The sequence below is a fragment of the Saccharibacillus endophyticus genome (genome assembly GCF_013185185.1).
Lineage (GTDB): Bacteria > Bacillota > Bacilli > Paenibacillales > Paenibacillaceae > Saccharibacillus > Saccharibacillus endophyticus.
This window is the reverse complement of sequence record NZ_JAAZWE010000001.1, coordinates 153,408-179,235: the sequence shown is the minus strand read 5'-3', so window position 1 is coordinate 179,235 and position 25,828 is coordinate 153,408. Positions and strand designations below refer to the sequence as shown.

Genomic DNA, 25,828 nt, shown 5'->3' with positions numbered 1-25,828 from the left:
TTTGGGCATAGCAAGATTTTGGTATCAAGCCATCTGCGTCTCATTCTAGCATGTGTCCAAACAGGAAAGTTCATTGTTTCGTAAAAAAATTGAGAAAAAGTGTTAAAATCCTGTAAAATGCAAATATTAGTTCGTATGACCCAATACTAAACGATCACAAGCTCAGGCTCAGGTACGAAACCGAATTCGGCTTCCACCTTCTCTTGAACTAGATGAACAAGGTCCACGATGTCGCTCGCTTTTGCCCCGCCGCGATTTTGAATGATGTTGCCGTGATGATCCGAGATCATCGCGCCGCCGATTATCGTGCCGCGCAAACCGATCCGGTCCACCAGCTTGCCCATCGGTTCGCCGATCGTATAATTGTTTTTGAATACCGAACCGCATGAAGGAAAGTCGAAATGCAGCTTGCCGCCGCGGTCCGCGATAACGTCGAGCAGCTCCTGACGAACCTGAAACCCCTGTTTGGCCGCGACGTTCAATTCGTTCGTATAATGACGGTAATAATCGGGCAGCACCGAAGTCGACAGATTTTTGGCTTTCAATTTGGCAAACAGCTCGTCCGTTTCCTGCGGCGTCAGCTTCGGATCGACGGGAAGCTTGAGATCCGCGCCGACTACGATCCAAGGCATGCGCATGAAGATGGAATTTTTGTAGCCGTATTCGCAGCTGCCGAGCGGCACGGGAATAATTCCTTTTTCCGGACGCTCCTTGTCGATCACGTAAGCCGTCTCCAACACGTCGCTGATCTGGTGGCTGAAATATTTGGCATTCATATAGACTCCCGCTCCGAGCGTACCCGGCAGCAGGAACGTGAAATCGAACGCGTCGATACCCGTGTACAGCCCGAACAACGCCAGCAGCGTCATAGGCGTCCCTGCGGAAACGAACAATCGTCCCGGCAGCAGTTTGAATTCGATATGTTCCTTGAGCGAAAAGAACAACATCTCCTCGTCCGGATGATCCGGGAACAGCGTGTTGGAACCGGAGCCGAACAAAAACGGATTCAATCCTTTGGTGCGCGCGCCGTGCAGCATGGTCGAAAGTTCTTCTATTGTTCGCGGAAGCGCCAAGTGCCGAGCCTCCCCGCCAATTTCGTATGTCGAGTAGGCAGACAGCTTGACGTTGCTTTGGAATAGCTGTTCAAATCGTTGGTTTTGCGAAGTCATATGGGGTACTCTCCTCTTCACGTTCTTCATATATGTTATCTTGTCGACACCAAAGGTAAGAATACGATCACCTGAAATTTCGTACCTAACCCGTGTACGAAGTCCCAGGCGAACATAAACTTCTGATTAAGAGTCGACAAGATAATTAGTTATTCCGTTTGTTTTGTTCAACCCGTTAACAAACGAATCAATTGACGAATGCCGATAAAACGTCTAAAATTTTAAGTTGCACGCAAGCATCCTACAGGAAGCGGCGGCAAAAATCAATGAGATTACGGGTGATATGATATGGAAAACAGTCCTTACCGCATTCTGCTTTTTTATAAATTCGTCAAGATCGACGAGCCGCAAGTCTATACCGCTCAACATCTGCAATATTGCAAAGACCTCGGCGTCAAAGGACGCATCCTGATCGCCAGCGAAGGCATCAACGGCACGCTGTCCGGCACGTACGAGCAGACCGAGCAGTACATGAAAGATCTGCTGGCCGATAAGCGCTTCGAGGGCACTGTTTTTAAAATCGACGATTCCGAACAGCATGCGTTCAAAAAGCTGTTCGTGCGCCATAAAGAAGAATTGGTCACGTTCCGCTATGAAAAAGAACTCGATCCGAACGTGAAGTTCGGCAAACGCCTGTCTCCGAAAGAGTTCCATGAACAATTGCAGCGCGACGATGTTATTGTACTCGACGGCCGCACGGATTACGAATATGACCTGGGTCATTTCCGTAACGCGATCCGCCCGAATATCGATTCGTTCCGCGATTTCCCGAACTGGATTCGCGAAAATATGGCCGAACACAAAGATAAAACGATCCTCACTTACTGCACGGGCGGTATCCGCTGCGAAAAACTGACCGGCTTCATGATCGACGAAGGCTTTACGGACGTAGGCCAGCTCGAAGGCGGCATCGTGACGTACGGCAAAGACGAAGAAGTCCAAGGCGACCTGTTCGACGGCAAATGTTATGTATTCGACGAACGCATTTCGGTGCCGATCAACCATGTCGCGCCGAGCATCGTCGGCAAATGCTACCACTGCGACGAACCGACCGACGTTTATGTAAACTGCCCGGTGTGCAACTTGCAGCATCTGGTGTGCGAGTCGTGTTCGGATGAACACAGCCATTACTGCTCGGACGAGTGTAAGGAGTCCGTGGCGGCGATTTAACTTTTTGCGCTTGGGTGACGCTGCGGGGCGGGGGAGCTTTCGATCGCTGTCAAAATCGGATTTCCTCCTATTGTATAAAACAAGTTTATGGTGGGAAATCCGATTTTAAAGGCGAACGCTCCGCTTCTCAAGCTTCCACCGCCCCTCCGCTGCGCCCGCGCCGAATGGCTTTTAGGTAGGGGAAACATCCAATCCCCTTTGCACGGGATTGGGTTTTCGCTTTTTTTCTGCGAAGTGCCTAACTTCGCGCAAAAGATATGGCGTGGGCTTTGCCCGACGCAAGAGCTAAAGGTTGTAAAGACGGCAAACCTTAAAAGCGACAAGCACTAAGAACAGAGTACAACAAATTACCAGCCCTATACTTTAAAAAAGTAATTTTTCGACCTTCCTCAACTCATCGAGGAAGGCCTTTTCCAAATCCGGAAGCTAACAGGCGGAGCGGAGAGAGAAATTCAGTGAAAGACGCCTTTGAACCCGGAAAGATTCCTTGCTTAAATCCAATTCAACTTTCCGGGTGAGACAGCGTCTTGAACGAATTTCTCTCGCAGCGCAGCCCCTCAGCTTCCCTAGTCAGAAAAAAGGCTCTATCCGAGAACATTCAACTCGGGCAGAGCTTTTTTTGTATTTCAATCAGCTTGTTCCTCCGCGGTGCATGGCTGTGCAGAGTGATCGGAATCACTAATCGCGCGGATAGTTCAAGGCCATAATGTCCATGAAAGAGACTTTTTTCGTTTCTTCTTCTTGTTCGACATGAACTTTACCGGTTCTCGAGTCCATCTTGACGATCGTTCCCCGAACCGCTTCAGGTACTCCCCAGACCGTCAATTCCACAACGGATTTCTCCTGGTAGGCTTCAGTCAATTGATTCCCTATTTCTTCCAGAACAAACTCGTCGCGGGTCGGCCGCTTTGCTACTTTACCTTTTGCCAAACCGCTTCCTCCTTGCCTTGCATGTGATTTTTTTATTATACCATTTTTATACCGATAATTGGCACGAAAAACGAAATTCGTCGAAGAATTTACGCACATATGTTCTTAATCGGCATTTCAATCGTTTTCGTTTAGAAAGTTGTTAATCATGACAAAAAGCCCCGACCCGGTTCGGCAAGCCTGAAGCGCTTTGCCGAGAATGCCGAGTCGGGGCCAAATATGCGAATTCGCGAAAAAGATCGCCAAAACGTCGAATCTTTTTACAACGTCGCTTTACCGGACGGGATCGCGATATCAGCCAAAATCTCGTAGGAATGCAATCGTTCGGCTTGATCGTAGATCCCGCTCGTTACGATCAATTCATCCGCTTGCGTTCGAGCCAATAGTTCCTGCAAACGGCGTTCTACGGTGTCACGGTCTCCGACGATTGCCGATTCCATCCGTTTGCGCACCGCCGACAGTTCAAGCGGGTCAAGCTGCGACGACAGATCGGCCGGCGGCTGGATTTTTCCGGGACGGCCGCGCGTCAGCGCCACCACTTGCTGCTGCATCGTCGTGGACAAGAACTCGGCACGCTCATTCGTATCCGCGGCGATCAACGACACGCCCAGCATGACATACGGTTCGGACAGCGTCTTCGACGGCCGGAACGTGGTCCGGTACACTTCGAGCGCCCGATCCAAATAATCCGGCGAGAAATGACCCGCGAACGAAAACGGCAGTCCTTGATAAGCCGCCAGTCTTGCGCTGAAGTCGCTTGACCCCAGCAGCCAGATCGGAATATCCAACCCTTCGCCCGGCACGGCCCGGATCGGCGCATGATACGAAGTCTTCGACGCGTCGAAGAAACTGCGCAGCTCTTCTACCAGTTCCGGGAAATCGTCCGCCGTTACATCACGCCGCAGTGCGATAGACGTTCGACGATCGCTGCCCGGCGCCCGTCCGAGTCCCAGATCGATTCGGCCGGGATACATGGACTCCAGCGTGCCGAACTGTTCGGCAATGACGAGCGGCGCATGGTTCGGCAGCATGATGCCCCCCGCGCCTAGACGAATGCTCGACGTTCCGGCCGCCAGATACCCGATCACGACCGACGTGGCCGAACTTGCGACGCCCGGCATATTGTGATGCTCCGCTACCCAGTAACGGTTATAGCCCCATTTTTCGGCATGACGGGCCAGATCCAGACTGTCTTTGAACGCGTCAGCCGCCGTCTTGCCTTCTACAATCTGGGACAAATCAAGTACGGATATCGGGATCTCCCCGAGCTTTTTCTCCGACTTCGAATTCAGGTTCGTCGATTCTTGCGATTGACTCATTTCGATCTCCCTCCGTTTAACGATATGAATAAATACTCAACATTTAACGCCGCGCTTCCGCCCTGCCGTCCCGGTTCTGCTTTTTGAACAACCGGTCCAGATTCGGCTCCAGCAGCCAAGCGAACCGCACCCGCATCCACTCTGACGATAAACCGGCTGCAAGCAGCACGCCAAACGGAATCAACAGCCACGTCCATGCCGATTCGCCGTAAGTCTCGTAGAAACCGGTAGCAATCAATCCTTTGACCAGGAATCCGTGCAGCAAATAAGCGTACAGCGTATTGCGTCCAAGCACGGATATATACGGCAGCGGTCGCCCCGTTATCAGGATCATCACCGCGCCGCCGATCAGTACGGATGCTCCATAAGCCGCGATTCGGTACAGTCCGGCTGTCCAATAAGGCTGATCCAGCGCCGCGTACGGCAAGCTGCCATAGAACCATTCCGGGCGAATTCCGCTTCCATAGTTTATCATAACAAGAACGGCTGCACCCAACACGGCTGCGGAAGCGATCTTCATAGGCAGCGTGCGCAGCGCATCGATATGCTTTTTGTCCAAATAATAGCCGGCCAGGAAAAATGGGAAAAAGACGATCGTGCGCGATATGCTGGCATAATACTCGGCATCGACCGCGTAACCTGCCAAAATGGCAATCACGAACGAAATCGGCAGCGCCCAGCGAATCTTAACCGCATACGGCAGCAGCATTTTCCAAATGATCATGCTGAAAATAAACCACATCAACCAATACGGCGTGAAATACGAGAATCTGAGCGCTTGAGCGCCTATCACGAAATAATCGAATAACGAATACAGCGTCTCAAAGATCAGATAAGGCACGATCAACGACCCGACGACTTTGATCCGGTAATCGCTGCTCGTAATCTCTTTGCAAAAATAGCCCGAAATCAGTACGAACAGCGGGATATGAAACGAATAAATAAGCAGATACAGCGGGCGGTAAGCCTCACTGCTGCTCAAGGGTTCAATCAGATGCCCAACCACGACCAGCGCAATCAGCAGAACCTTCATGTTGTCGAAATAAGCGTCGCGCTTTGCCATTCTATCCTCTCCTTACCTCAAGAATCGCCGATTCGCATCCGTTCGTTTTCCGGCTTTCCTTGCTTGGAGTCCATATACCCGCCGCGTTAGCGGATGAACCGTTCGGAGCTTGGCAGAGCCTGATTTGAAATTTTTTCGTCTTGCCCAAAACCATCTGCCGCTTTCGCTTGTCCAATCATTGAATACGGTTTTGATAAGGAGTGAAAAGTTTGAATTCCGCTACTGTTGATCCACTCGTCCAATCTGCCATAAACGGGGACGCATCGGCGTTCGCCGAGCTGATCGTCGCTGAACGTCCTCAACTGCTCCGAGTGGCCGGTTACTACGTGCGCAGCTCCGCAGACGCCGAAGATGCCGTCCAAGAAGCGGTGTATCGTGCGTATGCCGCACTGTCTACGCTTCGCGAGCCCAAGTATTTTCGGACCTGGCTCACCCGGATCGTCATCCATGCTTCTCTCAACGTGCTGGAACGCTCAAAGCGAATCGTTCCCTCGAGCGATGCCGCCGAGCATCTTGCAGCGTCAGGCGAAGACACCGACCGCCGAATCGATCTGCTGCACGCGATTGCCGAATTGCCGCTCAAGTATCGCCGCGTCATTTTACTCAAATATATGCAGGATCTTCGTTTAACGGATATCGCCGCTTTGCTGGGTCAACCGCTGGGGACGATCAAGACGTATCAGAACAAAGGTCTGAAACTGCTGCGCAACCATTATCGAGACGAGATTGCCGACCGGCAGCTTGTACGCAAGCCTGCCAAATCTTTTTCATGGAGGGAAGTCAAAATGGAAGTTGCCGAAATGCTGCATCATCTGAGGGATCGCGCCAAAGCGCTGGTCGAAAAGGATTTTGCGGTCGCCGATACGGCGATGGAGCCGTTTATCGAAGATGTTTTTGAGGAAAACGGCGTGACGCGCGAGCTTTTGTTTATCTGGACCCAACCGGGAACCGAGATCGGCGTATCGGTCACGCTCACGCCTGAAGGCGATCTGCTTGATTATGCGGTCGATCCCGAGCTGTATGCGGGCCGGGATACGGATCAGCATCTTACGGAAGAAGAACTGCTGGCGATCGGCGAACGTTTTGTGCGCGATCATCGTCCTGATGCCCCCGAACGATTTGCGACGATAGAAAAAGAAGATCGCGGCGAACGGTTGTTTTGCACGCATAGCCAATACGCGGCCGGAATTCCGTTACCGCGTTCCGGTTATTGGATCGATCTGCATCGCTCGGGGTTCGTGACGGCTTTTAAATATTTCGGCGAGCAGCCGGAACCTACTCTGCCTCCCGACCTTTTAACGCCCGAACATATTATGGAGCGGCTGGCGCAAACCGTGGAAATGAAGCTGCACATCACTCGCCTGCACGATTCCGTATATGCGCAAGGCGACGATCGTCTGCATCTGGTCTACGTTCCCGAGCCTTACTTGACCGGGTATTCGGCTTTCCGGCCTACTGCGGATTCAATGCCGGATTCACCCGAACCCATCCCGATTGCCGACCTTCTAAAATCGATTGAACCTATGCCTTCTTCTCTATCGCCTTTGCGACTTTTGGGCTTTCATGAAGAAGAGTATGCGATTATACGCGAAGAAAGCTCCGAAATCGAAAAAAGAATCGTCTACGCAAAAAAGAAGGCCGATTCAAACGCTCCAACCGGAGCTTCAGAAGGCCCTCATACGCTTGAAAGTTACATGGAAGCCCGCAACGAAGGCACGATCAAGATTCGGATGGATCAAGAAAGCGGTCGACTCACGGGTGCGATGAACATGAACGCGGAACAAGGCTCTTATGCGTTGGATAACCGTGCCTGCCTGGATATCGCTCTTCGCCTGATCGCGACAATCGAACCCGATCTCGCGCCTTATTTACTGTTGGAAGCAGGAGATGCCGATTCAAGCCTCGACCAAGAAGATCAATCCAAGGCCATTTTCCATTTCCCGATTGCCAAAGAAGGCGTACCCGGTTTCATGCACCACATATCCATCAGCGTCAACCGCACAACCGGACAAATCAATCACTATATGAATGCCGACCTGTCCGCAGAGGAGCTGCAACGCATCTCCGTGATTCCGGCCTTTTCACCGGACGATGCCAAACAGCGCTTGCTTCAAGCCATCCGTCCGCAGTTGTTCTGGAACATCGAATACCCAAACGGCTCCCGATCGGGACAATACGTTCCTCACTACAAGCTCGTCTCTCGCGACTCCGGCCACCATGTCCGCATGATCGAAGCCATCACGGGCACGATCTTGACCGATCGATAAACGCACATTTTTATGATGGATTCATAGGATAGTTAGGGAGGTGCAAAGCATTGAAATCACTATTTACCGTATTTCTTGCTCTTTTGTTCGTAACGGGATGCTCAACTCAATCCGAAGGCACTTATCCGAATGTTGTTTCTTTGAATGGCAATCTGTACGGCGTTTCGTTAGAGAAGGTCACGCAAGACAATATCGGAAATCAGCTCGGCGAAGTCAAACGTATAGCCAAAGTCATGCCTAAAGCGAATGAAGAAGCCAACGACACACCTGTCGGAAGCAAACTATTCGAAATCAAAGGAATCGCCCCAAGCGAAGCCATTGCGGTCGAAATAAACGGCACTTATCAAAAGGCAACATTGAATGGTCCTTTAAACTAGGATGAGCAGACAGCGAATCCAGTTTTGCAATACGTTCTAAAAACTCTCACCTCTCAACGAGGCGGGAGTTTTAGCCACTGTCCGATCGGGCGAAGCGATAGGCGGAGGGAGAAATTCAGTTCAAGACGCCTTTGAACGAGGAAAGCCGTAGGCTTTCTTCGTGAGACAGCGCCTTGAACGAATTTCTCCCGCAGCCGCCCAAGCTTCCCCCGAATAGGACCTCCGCGGCTAACCCTGCCGCCTCCGTCTCATCCTCCCGATCATCCGGAAAATCTGCCCCCGATGATGCGCCTCATGCTCGATCAGATGATACACGATCCACTCCGGCGTCACATCGTACTCCCCCGGCACCTCCCGAATCGTCCGCCAATCCTCCAGATCGACCGAACGGAACTTTTCCAAAAAGTCTCGCCGTACCACCGCAAGTCGTTCCAAATGCCGCTCCAGGCTTTCGCCCTGAGGACACCAGACCTCTCCCCGCTCATTCCGGGTCGGCGCCGTAAACCACGGCTCAAGCTCAGGGTCCAGCTTTTTCCGCAGCAGCATATCGAAATGAAGCCAACTCGTCTCCACATCCGCAATATGATACAGCAGCGCCCCGACGGTGGTGACATCTCCGTCCTCCGCCGCATCCAGTTCGTCCTGCGTCAAGCCTTCCAGCTTTTGCAGCAGATCCCGCCGAATGTCTTCCATCATCCATAACTGACGCCCGATCTCTTCGGGGTATCCCGGCAAAGCTTTGATTTCCAATCGCTGTTCGTTCACTTTATGCGCCTCCTTCGGTTTTTTATTCGAACACGCCCATGCTCAAGTACCGCTCTCCCGTATCCGGGGCAATACAGACGACGACTTTCCCCGGACCCAGACGTTTCGCGACCCGCATCGCCGCGTAAACGGAAGCTCCCGAAGACGGACCGAGCAGCATGCCTTCAAGCTTTGCCAAATCCCGCATCGTGCCGAGCGCTTCGTCGTCCTTAATACGAATGATCTCGTCGTAGACGTCCGTATTCAAAATCGACGGCACGAAACCGGGGCTCGTGCCGACCAGCTTATGCGGTCCCGGCACGCCGCCTGACAATACAGGCGAGCCTTCCGGCTCAACCACGGCGATGTGCAGCGCTGGCAAAGCAGCTTTTAACGTCTCTCCCGTGCCTGTAATCGTTCCGCCCGTACCTGCCGTTGCCACAAAAGCATCCAGCCGTCCTTCCGTCTGCTCCAAAATCTCCAGTGCCGTCGTACCCCGATGAGCATCCGGATTGGCGGGATTTTCAAACTGTTGGGGAATGAAGCCGCCCGGAATATCGGCTTGCAGCTCCAAAGCTTTGGTGATCGCCCCCGGCATACGCTGCGCACTGGGCGTCAAAACGACCTTTGCCCCATAAGCTTTCAGCAGATTGATCCGTTCGCGCGACATATTATCCGGCATGATCAGGATCGCCCGATAACCGCGAGCTGCCGCGATCATCGCCAGGCCGATTCCGGTGTTGCCGCTAGTCGGTTCGATAATCGTGCTGCCCGGCCCCAAATCTCCGCTTCGTTCCGCCGCTTCGATCAAACTCCGCGCCGCCCGGTCTTTGACGCTGCCGGACGGATTGAAATATTCCAGCTTGACGTAAACGTCAGCAGCATCCTTCGGCGCGGTACGGCCCAATCGAACCATCGGCGTATTGCCGACCAAATCGGCCACGCTGCGGTATACCCCTGAAGCATGTCCTGACCCTGCTTTCTGTTCGAGCTTATCCATCATTAGGCACTCCCTCTTTCCTGCTTAGCCTGCTTATTTGCGATCAGTTCCGAATTCTGAGCAAAGCCATACAACGAATGAAGGAACGACCCGGGTATCTTGTCCTGTTTAAAGGGGACAAACTACCAAGGCCGTTCCTGTTCGCATTCGTTTTCTGTTTTAAAGTTTACCTTATTTTCCCGTAACGGTCACGTTCGAAATCCATTCTCCGAAGAGTCCGCGAATCGGATCAGATTCCGCGAAGCGTGAAGCTGTACGCGTACGTTTGGTTCGCAGGCAGCGTGAACTCTTCGTGCGTGAGCGCCTGCCAGCTGTCGTCGCCGCCTACGCCCATCTGACGATGGTTGACGCGCAGCACGGTGCGATCGGACTTCGGCAGCTTGTAGCCGTGGTCGCAAGCTTCCAGCGTCTCCGGCGTATACGGCAGCGCGTTGAGTTCCACTTCCGGCGATCCTTCGATGCGAAGGCCGGTTCCGTCCGCAGCCGTCAGCTCCGCCCAGCGAACGCCGGTCTTGTTGCCCGCTTCCTGCGGCCGCAGATACGGCGTCAACTGCTCGGAAACGCGACCTTCGTACAGACCGAGGCGCGCGCTCTCGTGACGATCCCAATAGTTCTCGTGCGGACCGCGTCCGTACCATTTCAGATGATCCAGGTCGCCGGACAGTTCCAGCAGCATCCCGATCTCCGGAATTTCCGGCAGTCCTTCGCCCGGCGTCAATGTCAACGATACGACGATCTCGCCCGCGCCTTTGACTTCGTACGTCACTTCGGCTTGCGAAGCCGGTTCCGTAGGAATCGTCAGCACGGCCTTGAAGGTCACGCCGCTGTCCGTCGAAACCGTGTCCAGGCTGCTCAGCGTGCGTTTTTGGCCCGCTTCGCGCCATGTCGCGCTGCGCTCGTCCAGCTTGTTGCCGCGGTCGTTGTCGGTCACCGCGCGCCAGAAGTTCGGACGAACCGCCGCCAACAGCAGCTCGCGTCCGTTTTGCGACAGCGAAGTCAAATCGCCGCTTTGCTTATCGAATACGGCCGTGAAGCCTTCTCCCGTTACCGTCAGCGACGTGTCGCTTTCTTCCGTGTTCAACGAGACATTCAAGGCGGCGGACGCTTCCGCAGCGTCTTCGCCTACGGTCTCATAGGCAGGAAGCACGAACTGTCCGAACGCGATCTCATGTCCGCTTGCCGCCCAGAAACGATCTTCCTGTTCGACCAGCGATACGGTGAGCGTGAACTCGCCTTCTTCCGCCGGCAAAGTGAACGGAACGACGATCTCGCCGGCTTCGCCCGGAGCCAATTGCACCGGAAGCGTACCGCGTTCAACGACTACGCCTTCGCGCGCCGTTTCCCAGACCAGCTTGTAACGGTTCAGGTCCGTAAACAGGAAGTCGTTGCGCAAGCGGACCCGGCCGTTTTCCAGATCGACCTCTTCGAAACGAACGTTCTGGTAGCAAGTCTTCAGCTCGATCAGCTTCGGCGTGATCGTACGGTCCGCAAAGATCAGGCCGTCGCCGCAGAACGTGCCGTCGTGAGGAGATTCGCCGAAATCGCCGCCGTAAGCGAGGTATTCCACGCCGTCGGCCGTTTTCGTACGGATCGCTTGGTCGATCCAGTCCCAGATGAAGCCGCCTTGAAGAACCGGATATTGATACGTCAGATCCGTGTACTTGAACAGGTTGCCGCAGGAGTTGCCCATCGCGTGGCTGTATTCGCACAAGATGAACGGTTTTTTCGGATCGTTTTTCGCGTAAGCTTCCACGTTTTGCGGCGTCGTGTACATATGGCTTTCGATATCGGAAGCCGCATCCCACTCGCGGGCATGGAACGTTCCTTCGTAATGCACCAGACGCGTTTTGTCGACGGCGCGGAAGAAGTTCGCCATATGGATGAAGTTGTCGCCGCCCCACGATTCGTTGCCCAGCGACCAGATGATGATCGACGCGTGGTTTTTGTCGCGTTGATACATCGAGTTTGCCCGGTCGAGCACGTTGGCGCGCCAATGCGGCTTGCTGCCCGGCACGGTACGCACCGCTTCTTCCGTTTGCCCGTATTCCCAGCTGCCGTGCGTCTCCAGGTTGGTCTCGTCGATCACGTACAGTCCGTGCTCGTCGCACAGATCATACCAACGAGGCTGATTCGGATAGTGCGACGTGCGTACGGCGTTGACATTGTAGGCTTTCATCAGCTTGATGTCGGCGATCATGTCTTCTTCCGTTACGACGCGGCCGCGATCGGCGTTGAATTCATGGCGGTTAACGCCTTTGAACACGATCCGCTTACCGTTAATCTTCATTACGCCGTCATGGATCGCGAAATGACGGAATCCGACGCGGAATTTCACCGCTTCGACTTCGCCGTTTTCGTCCGAAAGCGTCAGCACCAACGTGTACAGATTCGGAGTTTCGGCCGACCACTGCGCGGGTTTCGGCAGCGAAGCCGACAAATCGGCAGCATAAACGAAATCTTTTTCGATCTCTACTTGAGACGTCATGCGCGAGACCGCTTCGCGTCCGGACGCGTCCAGCAAACGGGCTTCAATCGTATACGCGCCGTTCTTTTTGCCCAGCGGATTGCCGACTTTCACGCCGACCTGCAAATAGCCGTTCTCGAAATTGTCATCCAACTCGGCTGTCGCCAGCACGTCGGCAATCTGGACTTTCGGCTTGGCATACAGGAATACGTCGCGGAAAATGCCGCTCATCCGCCAGAAGTCCTGATCCTCCAGCCAGCTTGCGTCGCACCAATGGAAGACCTGCACGGCCAGCTTATTCTCGCCTTTTTGCAGGTAAGGAGTGAGCAGGAATTCCGCAGGCGTGAACGTATCTTCGCTGTAGCCGACCAGATCGCCGTTCACCCATACATAGAAGCAGGATTCCACGCCTTGGAAGCTGATGTACACCGGATGGTCTTCCCAATCTTCCGGCACCGTGAACGTCCGCACGTACGAACCGACAGGGTTGAACTCGGTCGGCGCGAACGGAGGCTGGATGTCCTCGCGTCCTTCCCAAGGATAGCGGACGTTCGTATAGTGAGGGTAATCGTAACCGTGCAGCTGCCAATGGGCAGGAACCGGAATATCGGCCCAATCGGACGTATCGTAACCGGTTTCATAAAAGGTCTCCGGACGATCCGCAGGTTTGTCTACGTGATGGAATTTCCAAGTGCCGTTTAACGATTGCACCCGGCTGGAATTGTCGCTGTTATTCAGCGCTTCTTCCGCGTTCGCATAAGGAGTCAAAGCCGCGCGGGCATCCAGGCGGTTCAATTGAAAAATTTCAGGGTTGTTGTTCCACTCCGGATAACCGTTCTCGGGAGCGACATATTTGTATTTTTTAAACATCTCTTTTCACCTCGTCAGCAAATATGGAAAACTTCTTTTGATGTCTGAACCTGTGCTTAGGCTCTAGTGTACACTGATCTTAATGAAAAAGAAAAGCTCCTCTTCGAAGAAGATGGTAGCGTTTTCGTTCGAAAGCGTAATCGGAGCTTGAAATCATGTTTAAATTTCCTTATTCTTATACGAAAAATATAAGAATATAGTCATTGCGAGGCGGGTTTTGTTGTAGAAAATCTAGATTTCGGTAATTTTTTTATGCGTTTTGAAAAAGAGAAGAAATAGGCGACATCGCGTCTTTATCCGGATCTTCAGGCAGTAAAAAGAAATGTCCGCATCGCCAAAAACCGGCGCGGGCTTTTCGCCCGCGCCGGTTCGTTTTCCGGAGCATTTTCGACCTTTTAATTATATCCGAATTACTGAGAGTTCGTAATTCCCCACTCTTTTCGAGCCGCTTTCGGAAAAAGGATCAGCCGCCGATCTTCACCAGGATTTTCGCATGGCTTTTATCGCTGAGCAGCAGTTCCAATCCCTCCTCCACGATATCGTCCAGCTCGATTTTGCGGGTGATGACCTGCTTGACGTCCAATGCGCCCGCGGCGATCAGCGCAATGATTTCCGGGAAAATATGACGGTAAGCCAATGTTGCCGTAACCGTCGCTTCTTTGACCAGCAGTTGGAAGAAATCTACCTTCAACGGTTCGGCAATCGCGGCGATCACGACGACCTGCCCTCCCTTTTTCACGATCGATACGGCACTATCCATCGTCGGCTGCACGCCTGCGGCTTCGAACGCGACATCGATGCCGCCCGATTGTCGGTTGATGACTTCGGTCGCATCGACTTTGGAACTGTTGACCGGAATCGCGCCGAGCTTTTCCGCCAGCTGCAGGCGTTCGTCGAAGATGTCCACCGCATACACCTGCGAAGCGCCTGCGGCTTTGGCGCACAGCACGGTAAGCAGTCCGATCGGGCCGGCTCCGTAAACGACGACTTTTTGCCCGACTTTCAAGCTGCTGTGGCGCACGGCGTGCATGGCGACCGCAGTCGGCTCCACCAGCGCGCCTTCTTCGAACGATACTTCGTCCGGCAAAGCATGTACCATATAAGCTTCGACCACGACGTAATTCGCGAATCCGCCGTCGCTGTTCAATCCGACAAAACCGAAATCGACGCATTGGTTATAGTTCCCGTGCAGGCAATATTCGCACACTCCGCAATGGTACAACGGCTCGATGACCACGCGTTGCCCTTTTTCGATACCGCTTACATGTTCTCCGACTTCGGCAACGACTCCGGAAAATTCGTGACCGAGCACAAGCGGGGCCTTTTGACGGGATAACGGGTGCTCTTGTCCTTCCTGGATGCCGACGCCGTGATGATACGCATGCAGGTCGCTGCCGCAAATCCCCGCGTATTCGACTTTGATTTTGACCTGCCCGGATTGAACCTGACGCTCCTCGCGTTCCTCGACCCGTACGTCTTTTGCGCCGTACCATACTGCTGCTTTCATGATAAACCTCTCCTTTTCCGACAGATAAATTCGATTCAACGATCAATCATTGCAAAAATCCTACCTTGTCAACGCTAAAAGTAAGGTTACGCCCGAATGAAACGCACCTGAAACGTGTGCCTTTCATTCGAACGTAATCCTCTGATTAGGAGTTGACAAGGTAATACATTATTCAAATTTTATTATATCGCTAACGAATTTTTATTTATAATAATAGATACTAATGATTCCATTAACAAAATTAATACAAGGAGATGCCTATATGAATTTAGAACAGCTCGAGTATATTGTCGAAATCGCCAAAACGCGTTCCTTCTCCGCCGCCGCTTCGCAATTGCATATGACCCAGTCCGCAATCAGTCAATCCGTGCGCAAACTGGAGCAGGAGCTGGAACTGACGGTATTCGAACGGTCCCGGCAGGGTGCGGTTCCGACCGAGGAAGGGAAAGCGTTTATCGAACAGGCGATCGAGATTTTGCGGCGCGTGGAGCTGCTGCGCATAAACGGCGATCCTGACAAACGGCTCAAAGGTCATATTCAAGTCGCGACTTTCCCGAGCGTCATGCCTTATTTGATCGAAACCACCGCTTATATGAAACAAGAACATCCGCAGCTTCATATCTCGATTGAGGAAAAAGGTTCGATGGACATCGTTGAGGATATTCGGCAAGGCCGCATCCAGCTTGGGTTCATCGCGATCTATAACAAGCAGCTGCAAAAGCTTAACGGGCTGCACTTCAGCGAGATGTACAGCGGAAAACTCGTCGTCGGCGCGCATCATGAATCTCCGCTGGCGCAGTACAACCGAATTACGCCGAAGCAATTGATGCAGCATCAGTTGGCGCTTTATAACGACCAGTTCGTGCATGATTTCGTGGATCGGTTTACGGATGTTTACGGGGAGCTGTCTGTTTTGTTCTGGACGAATAATTCCGAAGCGATTACGAGCGTATTGAATAATGGGCTTGCGGCCAGCATCGGGCATGATTTCTCGTTGTACCAGCATCCGTCATGGAAGGCGGGATGCATGAAAATCATCGAGATCGCGGACATGGCGCAGCCGGAGATGCGGATCGGTTTTTTGCGGTCGGAGACGCGTGCGCTCGGCGCGGGGGTCGAACGTTTTGAGGCGCGGTTTCGGCAGGCAATCGAGATGGGGCATCTTTGAGCTCGTCCGTTAAATTCTAGATACTCCTTAAACAAAAAAACTCATAGCATATAGTGTAGGATTCTAGTAGCTTGAGTTTCACACTATATACTATGAGATTTTAAAAATATATAAATCTTAACTGCTCGATTTATTCCTCGAATTTAGACGCAAACCTCTCTCTTTGAACGATTTCAACCTGATTTTCAAATGCATCCTGGTAAGCTTTATATTCTTCCGAAGCAGTAATTTCTTTCTCGACAGACAAAAGACTTTGCTCGTTAGGTGAATCGGGAGTATTTACAAGTATATTGGAATTAGATCCGGAAATTAAAATGGATCCGTCTTCCTGTCCATAACCTAAGAAAATATAAGAATTATTTACTTCTGGCAGATAATCATCCTCAAACACCTGGATTGTTTTTTTGTCTAAAGAGATTCCTCCTTGTTTTAAAATTTCAAAAGGTTCTTCTTTTTTTAGATTGCCTTTTATATTATCCAACACTTCGATCTTATAGTTTGTGTATGCGGAACCGGCTTCTCGAGTCTCGCCGTTCTCATCTTCCATCGTAACTACATTTTTATAAATAGTTCCTTCTTCACTCACAACCCTGGCTACAAAAACGTAGTCAACAAGACCGACAACCTCATTTTTGTTATCAATGTCAACAACAAAGCTTCCTCTTATTGGTTCTATAGGAAGTTGATTTTGACTTGTCGACACTGTAAGAGACTGACTTTGATTATTGTTGTCAAGAATATTTATTCCTAAAACTACAAGTAGAATCAACAAGATAGAAGCCAAAATAAATTTTTTTTTAGAATTCATAAAACAACATCCTTTCCTTAGGTGTTTAAACTCAGTAGTACTTATACGCCGCGTCATAAGAGTCTTTATCATTTTTAGAGAGCGATAAAATATCAGTTTGACTTGGAGCCATGATATCTTTCGAAGTACTGTGGTCTAAGCCAAGAGCATGTCCAAGTTCATGAGTCGCTGTATTGATGATCCGATTTCCTGTTGCGCTCGCTAAATAATACTTATTCATCTCTAATCTACCGTCTGGATAGGTGAATCCGTTATAGCCATTCTGAATATTTATGTCACTTATAAATACATCTCTTCCTGCGGAGCCACTAGCCTCTCTTATCACTCCACTTTTATAGCTATTCCATGTGGAACTTCCTGTTTTAAAGTAAATCATGTATGTACTGGTTCCGCCATAATCAAGATGTTTAGTAGAGTCCACCAAATTCCAAGTTTGAATATATGACGCTGCTGAAACTGGTGCATTAAAATTTGTCATTGCGACTACTGAAGTCAACGTGAGGAATATCGATTTTTTTGGGATTGGAAACTTTTTTCTCATAAGGATCACTTCTTTCTTTTTATTTGTGAAAAAATATTTTAAAGAAAATTACTACTTTTTTTAAAAATTATACCATAATATAAATTAAATACTTATTTTAATTACATTGTCACATAAATTCCATAAAAAAAGATTCCCTTAAAAGCTGTTTGACTCATTCCACAGCTTAATAAGGGAATCTTTTTTATTTTAATTTTTTCTAGCAAATTCCAATCACTAACACAAAATCCTTCACGCAAATACTTTCCAAATTAGCCTTCGAATTTCACGACGAAGTAATTCTTTTTGCCGCGGCGCAGGACAAGGGTTTTGCCGTGCAGGCGGTCTTCTGCGGTGATGACCGTTTCGATCGACGTGCGTTTTTCGCCGTTGACGGAGACTGCGCCGCTTTGGATGTCTTTGCGCGCTTGGCCTTTGGACGGAGCGGCGCCGGATTCGACGAGCAGGTCGATCAGCAGAGGCTCGGACGCTGCGTCTGCGGAAGTGGTCGGCATATCTGCTAAGGCTTCGGCCAGATCGGACTCGCTCAGTTCCGCAAAGCTACCGGAGAACAGGGCTGCCGTGATTTTTTCGGCGCTGATTACGGCTTCTTCGCCATGAACCAATGTCGTCACGCGGCGGGCAAGTTCGCGCTGCGCGTTGCGTTTTTCAGGAGCCTGGAGATGCTCGGTTTCGAGTTGCGCGATCTCCTCGCGAGTCAGGAACGTGAAGAACTTCAGGAATTTGATCACGTCGGCGTCGTCGGTGTTGATCCAGAACTGGTAGAAGGCGTACGCGCTCGTTTTGCTGCGGTCGAGCCAGACGGCGCCGGATTCGGATTTGCCGAACTTTTTGCCGTCGCTTTTCGTGACCAAAGGCATGGTCATGCCGAACGCGTCGCCGCCGCCCGTTTTGCCGATGAGATCCAGACCTGCCGTGATATTACCCCACTGGTCGCTTCCGCCCAGTTGCAGCGAGCAATTTTCGTCTTCGTGCAGACGCTGGAAGTCGTAAGCTTGCAGGATCATGTAGGAGAATTCCGTGAACGAGATGCCGTGCTGAAGACGGGAATCGACGGAATCTTTTGCCAGCATGTAGTTAACGGTGAAGTTCTTGCCCACGTCGCGCAGGAAGTCGATCATCGAGATCGGACCGAGCCAGTCGTAGTTGCTGACCATTTTCGCCGCTACCGGCGCATCGCCGCTCCCGAAGTCCAAGAAGCGCGACAGTTGGTTTTGCAGCTTAAGCGTCCATTCCGCTACCGTATCGGCGGTGTTCAGCGAGCGCTCGGTGGAGCGTCCGCTCGGGTCGCCGATCATGCCCGTGCCGCCGCCGACGAGAGCGATCGGACGGTGTCCGGCAAGTTGGAAACGGCGCATGGTCAGAACCGGCAGCAGGTGGCCGATATGCAGGCTGTCCGCCGTCGGGTCGAAACCGTTGTAGAACGTGACGCTTTCTTCGCTAAGCTTTTTCTGAAGCTCCTCGCGGTGCGTCACTTGGTAGATCAGCCCTCTGTATTCGAGATCGTCCAGCAGCGCGTTGGCTTCGATCGGGGTGTGTTCGGTTGTCATAATCAATGTCCTCCTTCAAAATGGGAAAATAAAAAAGACCCGGCCTGCTGCATTTCTGCAGGGACGAGTCTTAATCGCGGTACCACCCTTATTGGAAAGGCGCTTCAACACTTGCGAAGGCGCGTTTCCCACTCTGACGCCCGATAACGTGGACGATTCCGTCCCGCTCCTTCCGCTCTCGCGGGTTCGGAAACGGGAAGCTCCGGGACGTAATTCGCATTCATTCGCCTGCCGCCTCGCACCAACCGACGGCTCTCTGAAAGTACGGATCTGAATACTACTGGATTCCCTTCAACGCTTTGTATAAAGCTCCGCAGGCCGGACGCTTATTGATTCACTTTATATCACGGACGCAGCCGACCTGTCAAATCCCCCTTTTTCGAAAACGATTTTAAAAATATTTAACACAGCGCTTACATAACCTTTGATTTTAAAAAAATCCCTATGATACAATATGACGGCACCGACAAACACTTAGGGGGAATACACGTTTATGAATTGGAAATCTTGGAGAAGACCTAGCGTCGGATTCGCGGCGGCAGCGCTGCTCTCGGCTCAGGTATTGGGCGCCGCGGGAACCGCTTCGGCAGCTGAAGGCGACGTCGAAGTCCACCTGCTGGGCATTAACGATCTGCACGGACAACTCGACACGACTTCGATCGTAGCCGACAAAGCGGCAGGCACGGCTCCTATTCTCGCTACATATTTGAAGCAGGCTCAAGCTAAATACGAGCATTCGCTTCTGTTCCACAACGGCGACTCCGTCGGCGCTTCCGCTCCGATCTCTTCGCTGGAACGCGACGAACCGACCATCGAATGGATGAACATGATGGGCTTCGACGTCGGCTCGCTGGGCAACCACGAATTCGACCAAGGCATTGCCGCGCTCAAAGCACAATTGAACGGCGGCCTGGATCCGAAAGACGGCGTCGTGACGCATAAAGGAGCCAACTTCGACTACGTGAACGCGAACGTGATCGAAGAAGCGACAGGCAAAACGCTGATCGACCCTTACGTGATCAAAGAAGTGGGCGGCGTGAAGATCGGCTTTATCGGTCTCGTCACCAAATCGACTCCGGCCAAAGTATCCCCTGCGGGTACCAAAGGCGTTCGTTTCCTGAGCGTCGAAGAAGAAGTCGCGGCGGTCAACAAATACGCGAAAGAACTGCAAGACCAAGGCGTCGAGACGATCGTCGTTCTGGCGCACGACCCGGCTTCCACGAAGGAAGGCGTAACGACGGGCGAAGCGGCCGATCTGGCCAAAGCTCTTCCTGCCGATTCGCCGATCGACGTTATTGTCGCGGGCGACAACCATGCTCTGGCGAACGGCGAAGTCAACGGCAAGCTGATCGTTCAAGCTTACTCTTATGGTACGGCGTTTGAAGACATCAAATTGCTGATCGATCCGAAAACAGGCGACGTAACGGAGAAATCCGCTACCGTAACGACAACGTTCCAAGAAGGCGTAACGCCTGACGCGGAATCCGTGGCCCTCATCAAGAAATACCTGGAGAAGCACCCGGAACTGACTAAGCCAGTCGGAACGACGGACGGTTCGGTTACGCGCACGGATGCCTACAACAACGAAGCGGCTCTGGGCAACCTGATCGCCGACGCCATGCGTACTGCCGATTTCGGCGACAACGCGGAAGCGGCCGACTTCGCGTTCATGAACCCGGGCGGCATCCGTGCCGACCTGCCGAAGGGCGACGTAACCTTTGCCGATCTGGCGAAGATCCAACCGTTCGGCAACACGCTCGTGAAGCTGACGCTGACGGGCGCGCAAGTGCAAGAGCTGCTGGAACAGCAATGGGGAACCAATGCGGACGGCACGCCGAACACCAAAACGCTGCAAATCTCCGGCCTGAAATACAAAGCCGACTTGAACAAACCGGTAGCCGAGCGCGTTAGCGACCTGCAATTGGCAGACGGCACGGCAATCGATCCGGCCAAGTCGTACACGGCAGTCGTGAACAACTTCATGGCGGGCGGCGGCGACAACTACAAAGTGCTGACCAAAGCAAGCGCTTCGTTGGCTGGCCCGATCGACCTGGACGTCTTCTACGCGTACATCGTCGACACGTTCAAAGGCTCCGCGATTACGGCTAAAGTTGAAGGCCGCATCGTGAACACGCCTCTGGAAGGCGCGGAAGCTCCGGATGCGGACGGCCCGGCAACGGCCCCTTCCGCTCCGTCGACTGAAGGCATCTCCCGTGCGGACTTCGTGTCCAAACTGGTTGAAGCTTTGGATCTGAACGCAGTTTCCACTCCAAGCACCGCTTTCACTGACGTAGCTGCCGACGCTTCTTACGCGGACGCAATCGCCGAAGCCGTCAATGCCGGTTTCATCAAAGGCTACGGCGCAGGCAAGTTCAACCCGGATCAAGCGATCACTCGCCAAGAGCTGGCTTCGATCCTGGCTAACGTGTTGAAACAACAACTGCCGACCGTTAACGCGGCTTCGGTACTGAGCGCATTCGACGACGCTTCGAGCGTTGCGGCTTACGCAAAAACTCCGATCGCGCAGCTGGTTCAAGCCGGAATTCTGAGCCAAGCTCAACCGGGCAGCATCATGCCGAAAGGCACGGTTCTGCCGACGGAAGCGGACGCCGTGATCGAATTGGTTCTGGCCGCTTCGGCTTCTTAAATCGTTTTAAAGTCCCGGAAGCTTCTCTTTTATGGAGAGGCTTCTTTTTTTGCATTTTTCCCTTTGTCGTTTTACAATAAAACCAATCAGAAATTTCATAGGGATCGGCGACGAAGAACGTCCCGCTTCTTTCCTTTGGCAGGAAAAGAAGTCGGGGCGTTTTTTTGCTTTTCTGTGCTGCCCTTCTACCTGTTCATCATCCGTAATGCTACTAGTTTTTGCCCCATATTCTTGCTCAAAACTAACTTTTTTACTCAGGAGGTTTATTCATGGATTTTGAATCTGCGCATCGTTTTTTTCTCGACGATCACCTTGCGGAACGTTCCGGTGAGCGCCGCGATCGTCTGGAGCGAGGCCATCGCGAAGCCGAACAGCTTTTTGTCGTAACGTCTGGTGGCCGCTACGGCAAAACTTCGACCATTTGCATCCGGAGTATGAAGTCACGGATTGGCGAGGACTGACCTACTTTTGCGACTTCGCCTGGATTACGCCTTATGTGAAATTAATCGTGGAGATCAAAGGCTTCGGCCCGCACGTCCAAGATATGGATCGTCGTAAATTCTGCCGGGAGTTGAACCGTGAAACTTTTCTGACCGCAATGGGTTTTCAAGTCATTTCTTTTGCCTACGACGATGTGGCTCAACGCCCGGAGTTATGTATTACGCTGATGCGGATGGTGTTGGCACGGTATACAAACCATTCTGAAGCTGACGCAAAAATTACCGTAGCAGATCGCGAAATCATCCGTCTGGCTTGCACGCTCAGTCGACCGATCCGTCCTATCGATGTTAGCTCTCATCTCGGATTGGATCATCGAACCGCGGTCAAGGCGCTAGGCTCGCTTTGCGATAAACATTTGTTCGAAGGCGTAACTGGAACCGGCGGCAAGCGAATCACTCGTTATGTGCTAAAAAGCTCGGCGATCAACTATTTGTAAAAAGATTGTATTCGATTCAATCAAGAATTAACTGCATATATCCCGTTAATTCTTTTAGCACGAAACATATAAAAAAATAAATACGTAGATCCAGTTATTTTGCATGATCGTCCGCTATGATGTGCGAATTGGACATCTTAACTGGATATATGCAGGTATTCATCTTTAAATCTTAAATTCCGTCTAAATAAATGGATTTTCGCAGTTATCTCCACCTTGTTCTCCTTTTGCTTCTTCACACAAAAAAGCGGACCGCGACAAGCGATCCGCTTTTAAAACTTCGACTCTGCTCCAACTTTTTATCTCTTTCGAGCTCTCTTACTGATGCCCGATCACCGCATGCGGCACGTAAGGCTCTTCCAACCGCCGAATCTCTTCATCCGTCAGCTTGATCGACAGCGCCGCGACCGCATCTTCCAAATGGCGAGCTTTCGTCGCCCCCACGATCGGCGAGGTTACCGGACGTTTTTGCAGCACCCAAGCCAGCGCGATCTGCGCTCTCGGCACGCCGCGTTCGTTCGCGACGGCCGCCACCGCTTCGACCACGCGTCGATCCGCCTCTTCCGTCTTGTCGTACAACGTTTTGCCGAACGCGTCCGTTTCCGAACGCTTGCTGCTTTCTTCCCAATCTCTCGTCAGGCGCCCGCGCGCCAGCGGACTCCACGGAATCACGCCGACGCCTTCCGCGTCGCACAGCGGCAGCATCTCTCGCTCTTCCTCCCGGTACAGCAGGTTGACGTAGTTCTGCATGCTGACGAACTTTGTCCAGCCGTGCCGTTCCGCCGTGTGCTGAGCCTTCAGGAACTGCCAAGCGTACATCGAAGACGCCCCGATATAACGAGCTTTTCCCGCTTTGACCACTTCATGCAAAGCTTCCATCGTTTCCTCGATCGGCGTAAGCGGGTCCCAGCGGTGAATCTGATACAAGTCGACGTAGTCCATGCCGAGCCGGCGCAAACTATTGTCGATTTCCGTCATGATCACCTTGCGCGACAACCCTCCGCCATTCGGCCCTTTGCGCATCTTGCCGTGTACCTTGGTCGCCACTACAATTTCGTCGCGATCCGCGTAATCCTTCAGCGCGCGCCCCACGATTTCCTCGCTCGTCCCGTCCGAATACACATTGGCCGTATCGAAAAAATTGATTCCAAGCTCCAACGCCTGCTTGATAAACGGACGACTTTCTTCTTCACCCATCGTCCATTCATGCGCGCCCCGCTCGGGAATCCCGTAACTCATGCAGCCGAGGCACAATCTGGAGACGTCCAATCCCGTTTGACCCAATTTGGCATATTCCATTTCGCAATCGCTCCTTTTATGATGAGAAATGATAACACGAGCACGTTAAATGAGCTTAATCAGGTGATCGTAACCTTACTTTTACCTTGGTCAACGTATCAGGCGAGCTGTATATGCTTTACCGATACGAAGACGTTTGAAGCCGCGGCCGCTTTGCCGCTTTCTTACAACCGTTATACCTTCAGATCCAGCGGATGCTGACGTCCGACGTGGTACACGTACACTTTGGTGCGATACAGATCGCTGCATACCGCCACCGAAGCCGGCTCCCAGTCGTCAAAAGCGAAGAATACGCTCACGATTCTCGTCCCGTTCTTCGCCCGCTCCCGCAGCACGGGACCGAGCCGACGCATCGCGGCGGGATGCAGGTAGCAGACGACCAGGTCGACCTCGTCGTACGGATATTCGAACAGATCCCCCCGCCGAAATGCCAATCGCGACTTCGGCAACCGGTTGGCCGCCGCCAACAAGCGGGAGCCCCACAGCGGTACGAGCGAATTTTCCACTCCCGTGATGCGGCTTAACGGAAAACGTCTCGCCAGATTCACGGCCAACGTACCGAAGCCCGAACCGGTCTCCACGACCTCGCTTCCTTCCGGCAAACGGTCGATCTCGCGCATGACCATGCTACGCACGGGGCGACTGGTCGGCATGGGCGTGATGCCGTTGCGAATGCTGAAAATGAAAATCAACAAGATGAGTACAAGCACGATCGCGGCCAGCGACCAACTCAAGATCAGATAAAACGCGTGCAAAAAACCCCTCCTTTGGTGAAGGTCATTTTGACCGAAGTACGTATGCCGTTCCGTCGAGGCCGTTAAGCTGTTCGAAGGTTGCGTCCGCGTTCTCGGCACGAATCTTTTAAGCTTCCCTTTTTATCATAACCGTTTTGACGAAAAAATCCTCTTTATGCGGCTATTGCTTTTGTTTAATGCCGACAAAGCCGTATTTTCATTTTTCTTTCTGCATTTTCTTGAATTATGCCGACTTTCTTGCGAGAATCGGAGAGGTGAGTTTACACGAAAGGAATGAATGATTTGCACGTCAAAACTTGGCGCAGCGGCATTTTGATGCTGCTGTGCATGTCGGCGGGAATCGTCGACGTCATCGGCTATATTCATTTGGGCCGCGTCTTTACAGCGAATATGACCGGAAATATCGTGATTCTCGGGATGTCGTTCGCGCATGTCGCGGAATTATCCTTCCTGCGGGCGGCATTGGCCTGCATCGGCTTTATCGCGGGGAACGCGGCGGCAGCGGTGCTGCTCAGCGGCGGTAAAGCGAAAGGCTTCTGGCCTGCGCGGATTACGTTGATTTTGTTGATCGAATTAGCCTTCTACCTCATTTTCGCCGCGCTGGCAGGTCCGGTCATGAGCGAAACGCTGCTGCATGTACTGATTCTGCTGCTCAGCAGCGCAATGGGCATGCAGACGACCGCCGCTCGCAAACTCGGGATCGCCGGGATTTCTACCACGGTTCTAACCAACAATCTGGCGAGCGTGATCGAAGACTTCGTAGCCTTTTTCCGCAAAAGATTCCGTCTCAAGGAGAAAACGTCGAAGATCGGCGGCGAGACTTGGCTGCGTTTTACGGCGGTCGTGATTTACTGCTTCGGGGCTTTGGTGGCCGGAGTGGCAGAGATTAATATGCCGTTCAGCGCAATATGGATTCCGATTTTGGTGATGGTGATCATTTTGATCGTGGTGTTGAAAATGTTCCGGGGATTGGACGAAAACGGCGAGCGGCGGCTTCGTTAAGCCGTTTGACGAAAGTCCTGTTCGGGCGGGAAAGCTTGGGCGCTGCGGGGAAAATTCGTTCAAGCCGCTGTCTCACGAAGAAAGCTTTCAGCTTCCCTCGTTCAAAGGCGTCTTTCACTGAATTTCTCCCTCCGCCGGGTCGCTTTGCTGCCTTCAAGACATTTCCGGACAGCTTAACAAGCTATACAGTTAGGAGTTAAAAAAATCGTTACTGCGTTATGAATCTACCTTTGTAATTATA

Annotated in this window: 21 protein-coding genes and 1 other annotated feature; of the genes, 8 read left to right on the top strand and 13 right to left on the bottom strand. The window is 52.2% G+C overall.

All coding sequences use genetic code 11. The features are described 5' to 3' along the window. Nucleotides 1-146 precede the first annotated feature (146 nt). Nucleotides 147-1,169, bottom strand: coding sequence for a UDP-N-acetylmuramate dehydrogenase (gene murB / locus HRQ63_RS00775; RefSeq protein ID WP_172237691.1), 1,023 nt, complete (start codon nucleotides 1,167-1,169; stop codon nucleotides 147-149). A 288-nt stretch (nucleotides 1,170-1,457) separates the two neighbouring features. Between murB and trhO the strand changes: the two genes are divergently transcribed. Continuing rightward, nucleotides 1,458-2,339, top strand: coding sequence for an oxygen-dependent tRNA uridine(34) hydroxylase TrhO (trhO, locus tag HRQ63_RS00770; protein WP_172237688.1), 882 nt, complete (start codon nucleotides 1,458-1,460; stop codon nucleotides 2,337-2,339). 678 nt (nucleotides 2,340-3,017) lie between these two features. Here trhO and HRQ63_RS00765 read toward each other — a convergent pair. The 3 genes from HRQ63_RS00765 to HRQ63_RS00755 all read right to left on the bottom strand — a co-directional run bounded on the left by HRQ63_RS00765 (nucleotide 3,018) and on the right by HRQ63_RS00755 (nucleotide 5,651). After that, nucleotides 3,018-3,269 (bottom strand): YolD-like family protein, encoded by a 252-nt coding sequence (locus HRQ63_RS00765; RefSeq protein ID WP_037287691.1) that lies wholly within the window; start codon nucleotides 3,267-3,269, stop codon nucleotides 3,018-3,020. Between the two features lie 260 nt (nucleotides 3,270-3,529). Further along, nucleotides 3,530-4,588, bottom strand: a complete 1,059-nt coding sequence (locus tag HRQ63_RS00760; RefSeq protein WP_172237685.1) for an LLM class flavin-dependent oxidoreductase — start codon at nucleotides 4,586-4,588, stop codon at nucleotides 3,530-3,532. Nucleotides 4,589-4,631: 43 nt separating this feature from the next. Further along, on the bottom strand, nucleotides 4,632-5,651 hold the full coding sequence (locus HRQ63_RS00755; RefSeq protein ID WP_172237682.1) for an acyltransferase family protein: 1,020 nt from the start codon (nucleotides 5,649-5,651) through the stop codon (nucleotides 4,632-4,634). Nucleotides 5,652-5,860: 209 nt separating this feature from the next. Here HRQ63_RS00755 and HRQ63_RS00750 point away from each other — a divergent pair, with 209 nt between their 5' ends. After that, complete coding sequence (locus HRQ63_RS00750) at nucleotides 5,861-7,918, top strand: sigma-70 family RNA polymerase sigma factor (protein ID WP_172237679.1); 2,058 nt, start codon at nucleotides 5,861-5,863, stop codon at nucleotides 7,916-7,918. A gap of 50 nt (nucleotides 7,919-7,968) precedes the next feature. Beyond that, nucleotides 7,969-8,295, top strand: a complete 327-nt coding sequence (locus HRQ63_RS00745) for a NisI/SpaI family lantibiotic immunity lipoprotein (protein ID WP_172237676.1) — start codon at nucleotides 7,969-7,971, stop codon at nucleotides 8,293-8,295. A 228-nt stretch (nucleotides 8,296-8,523) separates the two neighbouring features. Here the strand turns inward: HRQ63_RS00745 and HRQ63_RS00740 are convergent, their stop codons facing one another. The 4 genes from HRQ63_RS00740 to HRQ63_RS00725 form a co-directional block, all read right to left on the bottom strand. Beyond that, on the bottom strand, nucleotides 8,524-9,060 hold the full coding sequence (locus HRQ63_RS00740; protein WP_229714029.1) for a DinB family protein: 537 nt from the start codon (nucleotides 9,058-9,060) through the stop codon (nucleotides 8,524-8,526). Nucleotides 9,061-9,082: 22 nt separating this feature from the next. Continuing rightward, nucleotides 9,083-10,039, bottom strand: coding sequence for a cysteine synthase A (gene cysK / locus HRQ63_RS00735; protein WP_172240438.1), 957 nt, complete (start codon nucleotides 10,037-10,039; stop codon nucleotides 9,083-9,085). 229 nt (nucleotides 10,040-10,268) lie between these two features. Beyond that, on the bottom strand, nucleotides 10,269-13,373 hold the full coding sequence (gene lacZ / locus HRQ63_RS00730) for a beta-galactosidase, LacZ type (protein WP_172237673.1): 3,105 nt from the start codon (nucleotides 13,371-13,373) through the stop codon (nucleotides 10,269-10,271). A gap of 463 nt (nucleotides 13,374-13,836) precedes the next feature. Next, on the bottom strand, nucleotides 13,837-14,880 hold the full coding sequence (locus HRQ63_RS00725) for a 2,3-butanediol dehydrogenase (protein WP_172237670.1): 1,044 nt from the start codon (nucleotides 14,878-14,880) through the stop codon (nucleotides 13,837-13,839). A gap of 262 nt (nucleotides 14,881-15,142) precedes the next feature. Between HRQ63_RS00725 and HRQ63_RS00720 the strand changes: the two genes are divergently transcribed. Next, nucleotides 15,143-16,048 carry a LysR family transcriptional regulator gene (locus HRQ63_RS00720; protein WP_172237667.1) on the top strand — a complete coding sequence of 302 codons (906 nt, stop codon included), beginning with the start codon at nucleotides 15,143-15,145 and terminating at the stop codon, nucleotides 16,046-16,048. Between the two features lie 130 nt (nucleotides 16,049-16,178). Here the strand turns inward: HRQ63_RS00720 and HRQ63_RS00715 are convergent, their stop codons facing one another. The 3 genes from HRQ63_RS00715 to tyrS form a co-directional block, all read right to left on the bottom strand. Further along, complete coding sequence (locus HRQ63_RS00715) at nucleotides 16,179-16,856, bottom strand: hypothetical protein (protein ID WP_172237664.1); 678 nt, start codon at nucleotides 16,854-16,856, stop codon at nucleotides 16,179-16,181. 31 nt (nucleotides 16,857-16,887) lie between these two features. Next, a complete protein-coding gene (locus HRQ63_RS00710; protein WP_229714028.1) occupies nucleotides 16,888-17,397 on the bottom strand; it encodes a matrixin family metalloprotease in 510 nt (169 codons plus the stop codon). Nucleotides 17,398-17,648: 251 nt separating this feature from the next. Then, nucleotides 17,649-18,947, bottom strand: coding sequence for a tyrosine--tRNA ligase (tyrS, locus tag HRQ63_RS00705; protein ID WP_172237661.1), 1,299 nt, complete (start codon nucleotides 18,945-18,947; stop codon nucleotides 17,649-17,651). Between the two features lie 56 nt (nucleotides 18,948-19,003). After that, nucleotides 19,004-19,251: a binding site (T-box leader), on the bottom strand. Nucleotides 19,252-19,440: 189 nt separating this feature from the next. Between tyrS and HRQ63_RS00700 the strand changes: the two genes are divergently transcribed. The 3 genes from HRQ63_RS00700 (at nucleotide 19,441) to HRQ63_RS00695 (ending at nucleotide 22,531) form a co-directional block, all read left to right on the top strand. Further along, a complete protein-coding gene (locus HRQ63_RS00700) occupies nucleotides 19,441-21,594 on the top strand; it encodes a 5'-nucleotidase C-terminal domain-containing protein (protein WP_172237658.1) in 2,154 nt (717 codons plus the stop codon). Between the two features lie 269 nt (nucleotides 21,595-21,863). Then, entirely contained in the window at nucleotides 21,864-22,055 is a 192-nt protein-coding gene (locus HRQ63_RS25800; RefSeq protein WP_229714027.1) for a hypothetical protein, read from the top strand. A gap of 35 nt (nucleotides 22,056-22,090) precedes the next feature. After that, on the top strand, nucleotides 22,091-22,531 hold the full coding sequence (locus HRQ63_RS00695) for an endonuclease domain-containing protein (RefSeq protein ID WP_229714026.1): 441 nt from the start codon (nucleotides 22,091-22,093) through the stop codon (nucleotides 22,529-22,531). Between the two features lie 318 nt (nucleotides 22,532-22,849). Here the strand turns inward: HRQ63_RS00695 and HRQ63_RS00690 are convergent, their stop codons facing one another. Together HRQ63_RS00690 and HRQ63_RS00685 are read right to left on the bottom strand one after the other, a co-directional pair. Next, a complete protein-coding gene (locus HRQ63_RS00690) occupies nucleotides 22,850-23,830 on the bottom strand; it encodes an aldo/keto reductase (RefSeq protein ID WP_172237655.1) in 981 nt (326 codons plus the stop codon). A gap of 173 nt (nucleotides 23,831-24,003) precedes the next feature. Beyond that, on the bottom strand, nucleotides 24,004-24,585 hold the full coding sequence (locus HRQ63_RS00685; RefSeq protein WP_229714025.1) for a class I SAM-dependent methyltransferase: 582 nt from the start codon (nucleotides 24,583-24,585) through the stop codon (nucleotides 24,004-24,006). A gap of 282 nt (nucleotides 24,586-24,867) precedes the next feature. Here HRQ63_RS00685 and HRQ63_RS00680 point away from each other — a divergent pair, with 282 nt between their 5' ends. Then, the gene (locus HRQ63_RS00680) at nucleotides 24,868-25,587 is read left to right on the top strand and encodes a YoaK family protein (RefSeq protein ID WP_229714024.1); all 720 of its coding nucleotides are present in this window, start codon (nucleotides 24,868-24,870) and stop codon (nucleotides 25,585-25,587) included. Nucleotides 25,588-25,828 lie beyond the last annotated feature (241 nt).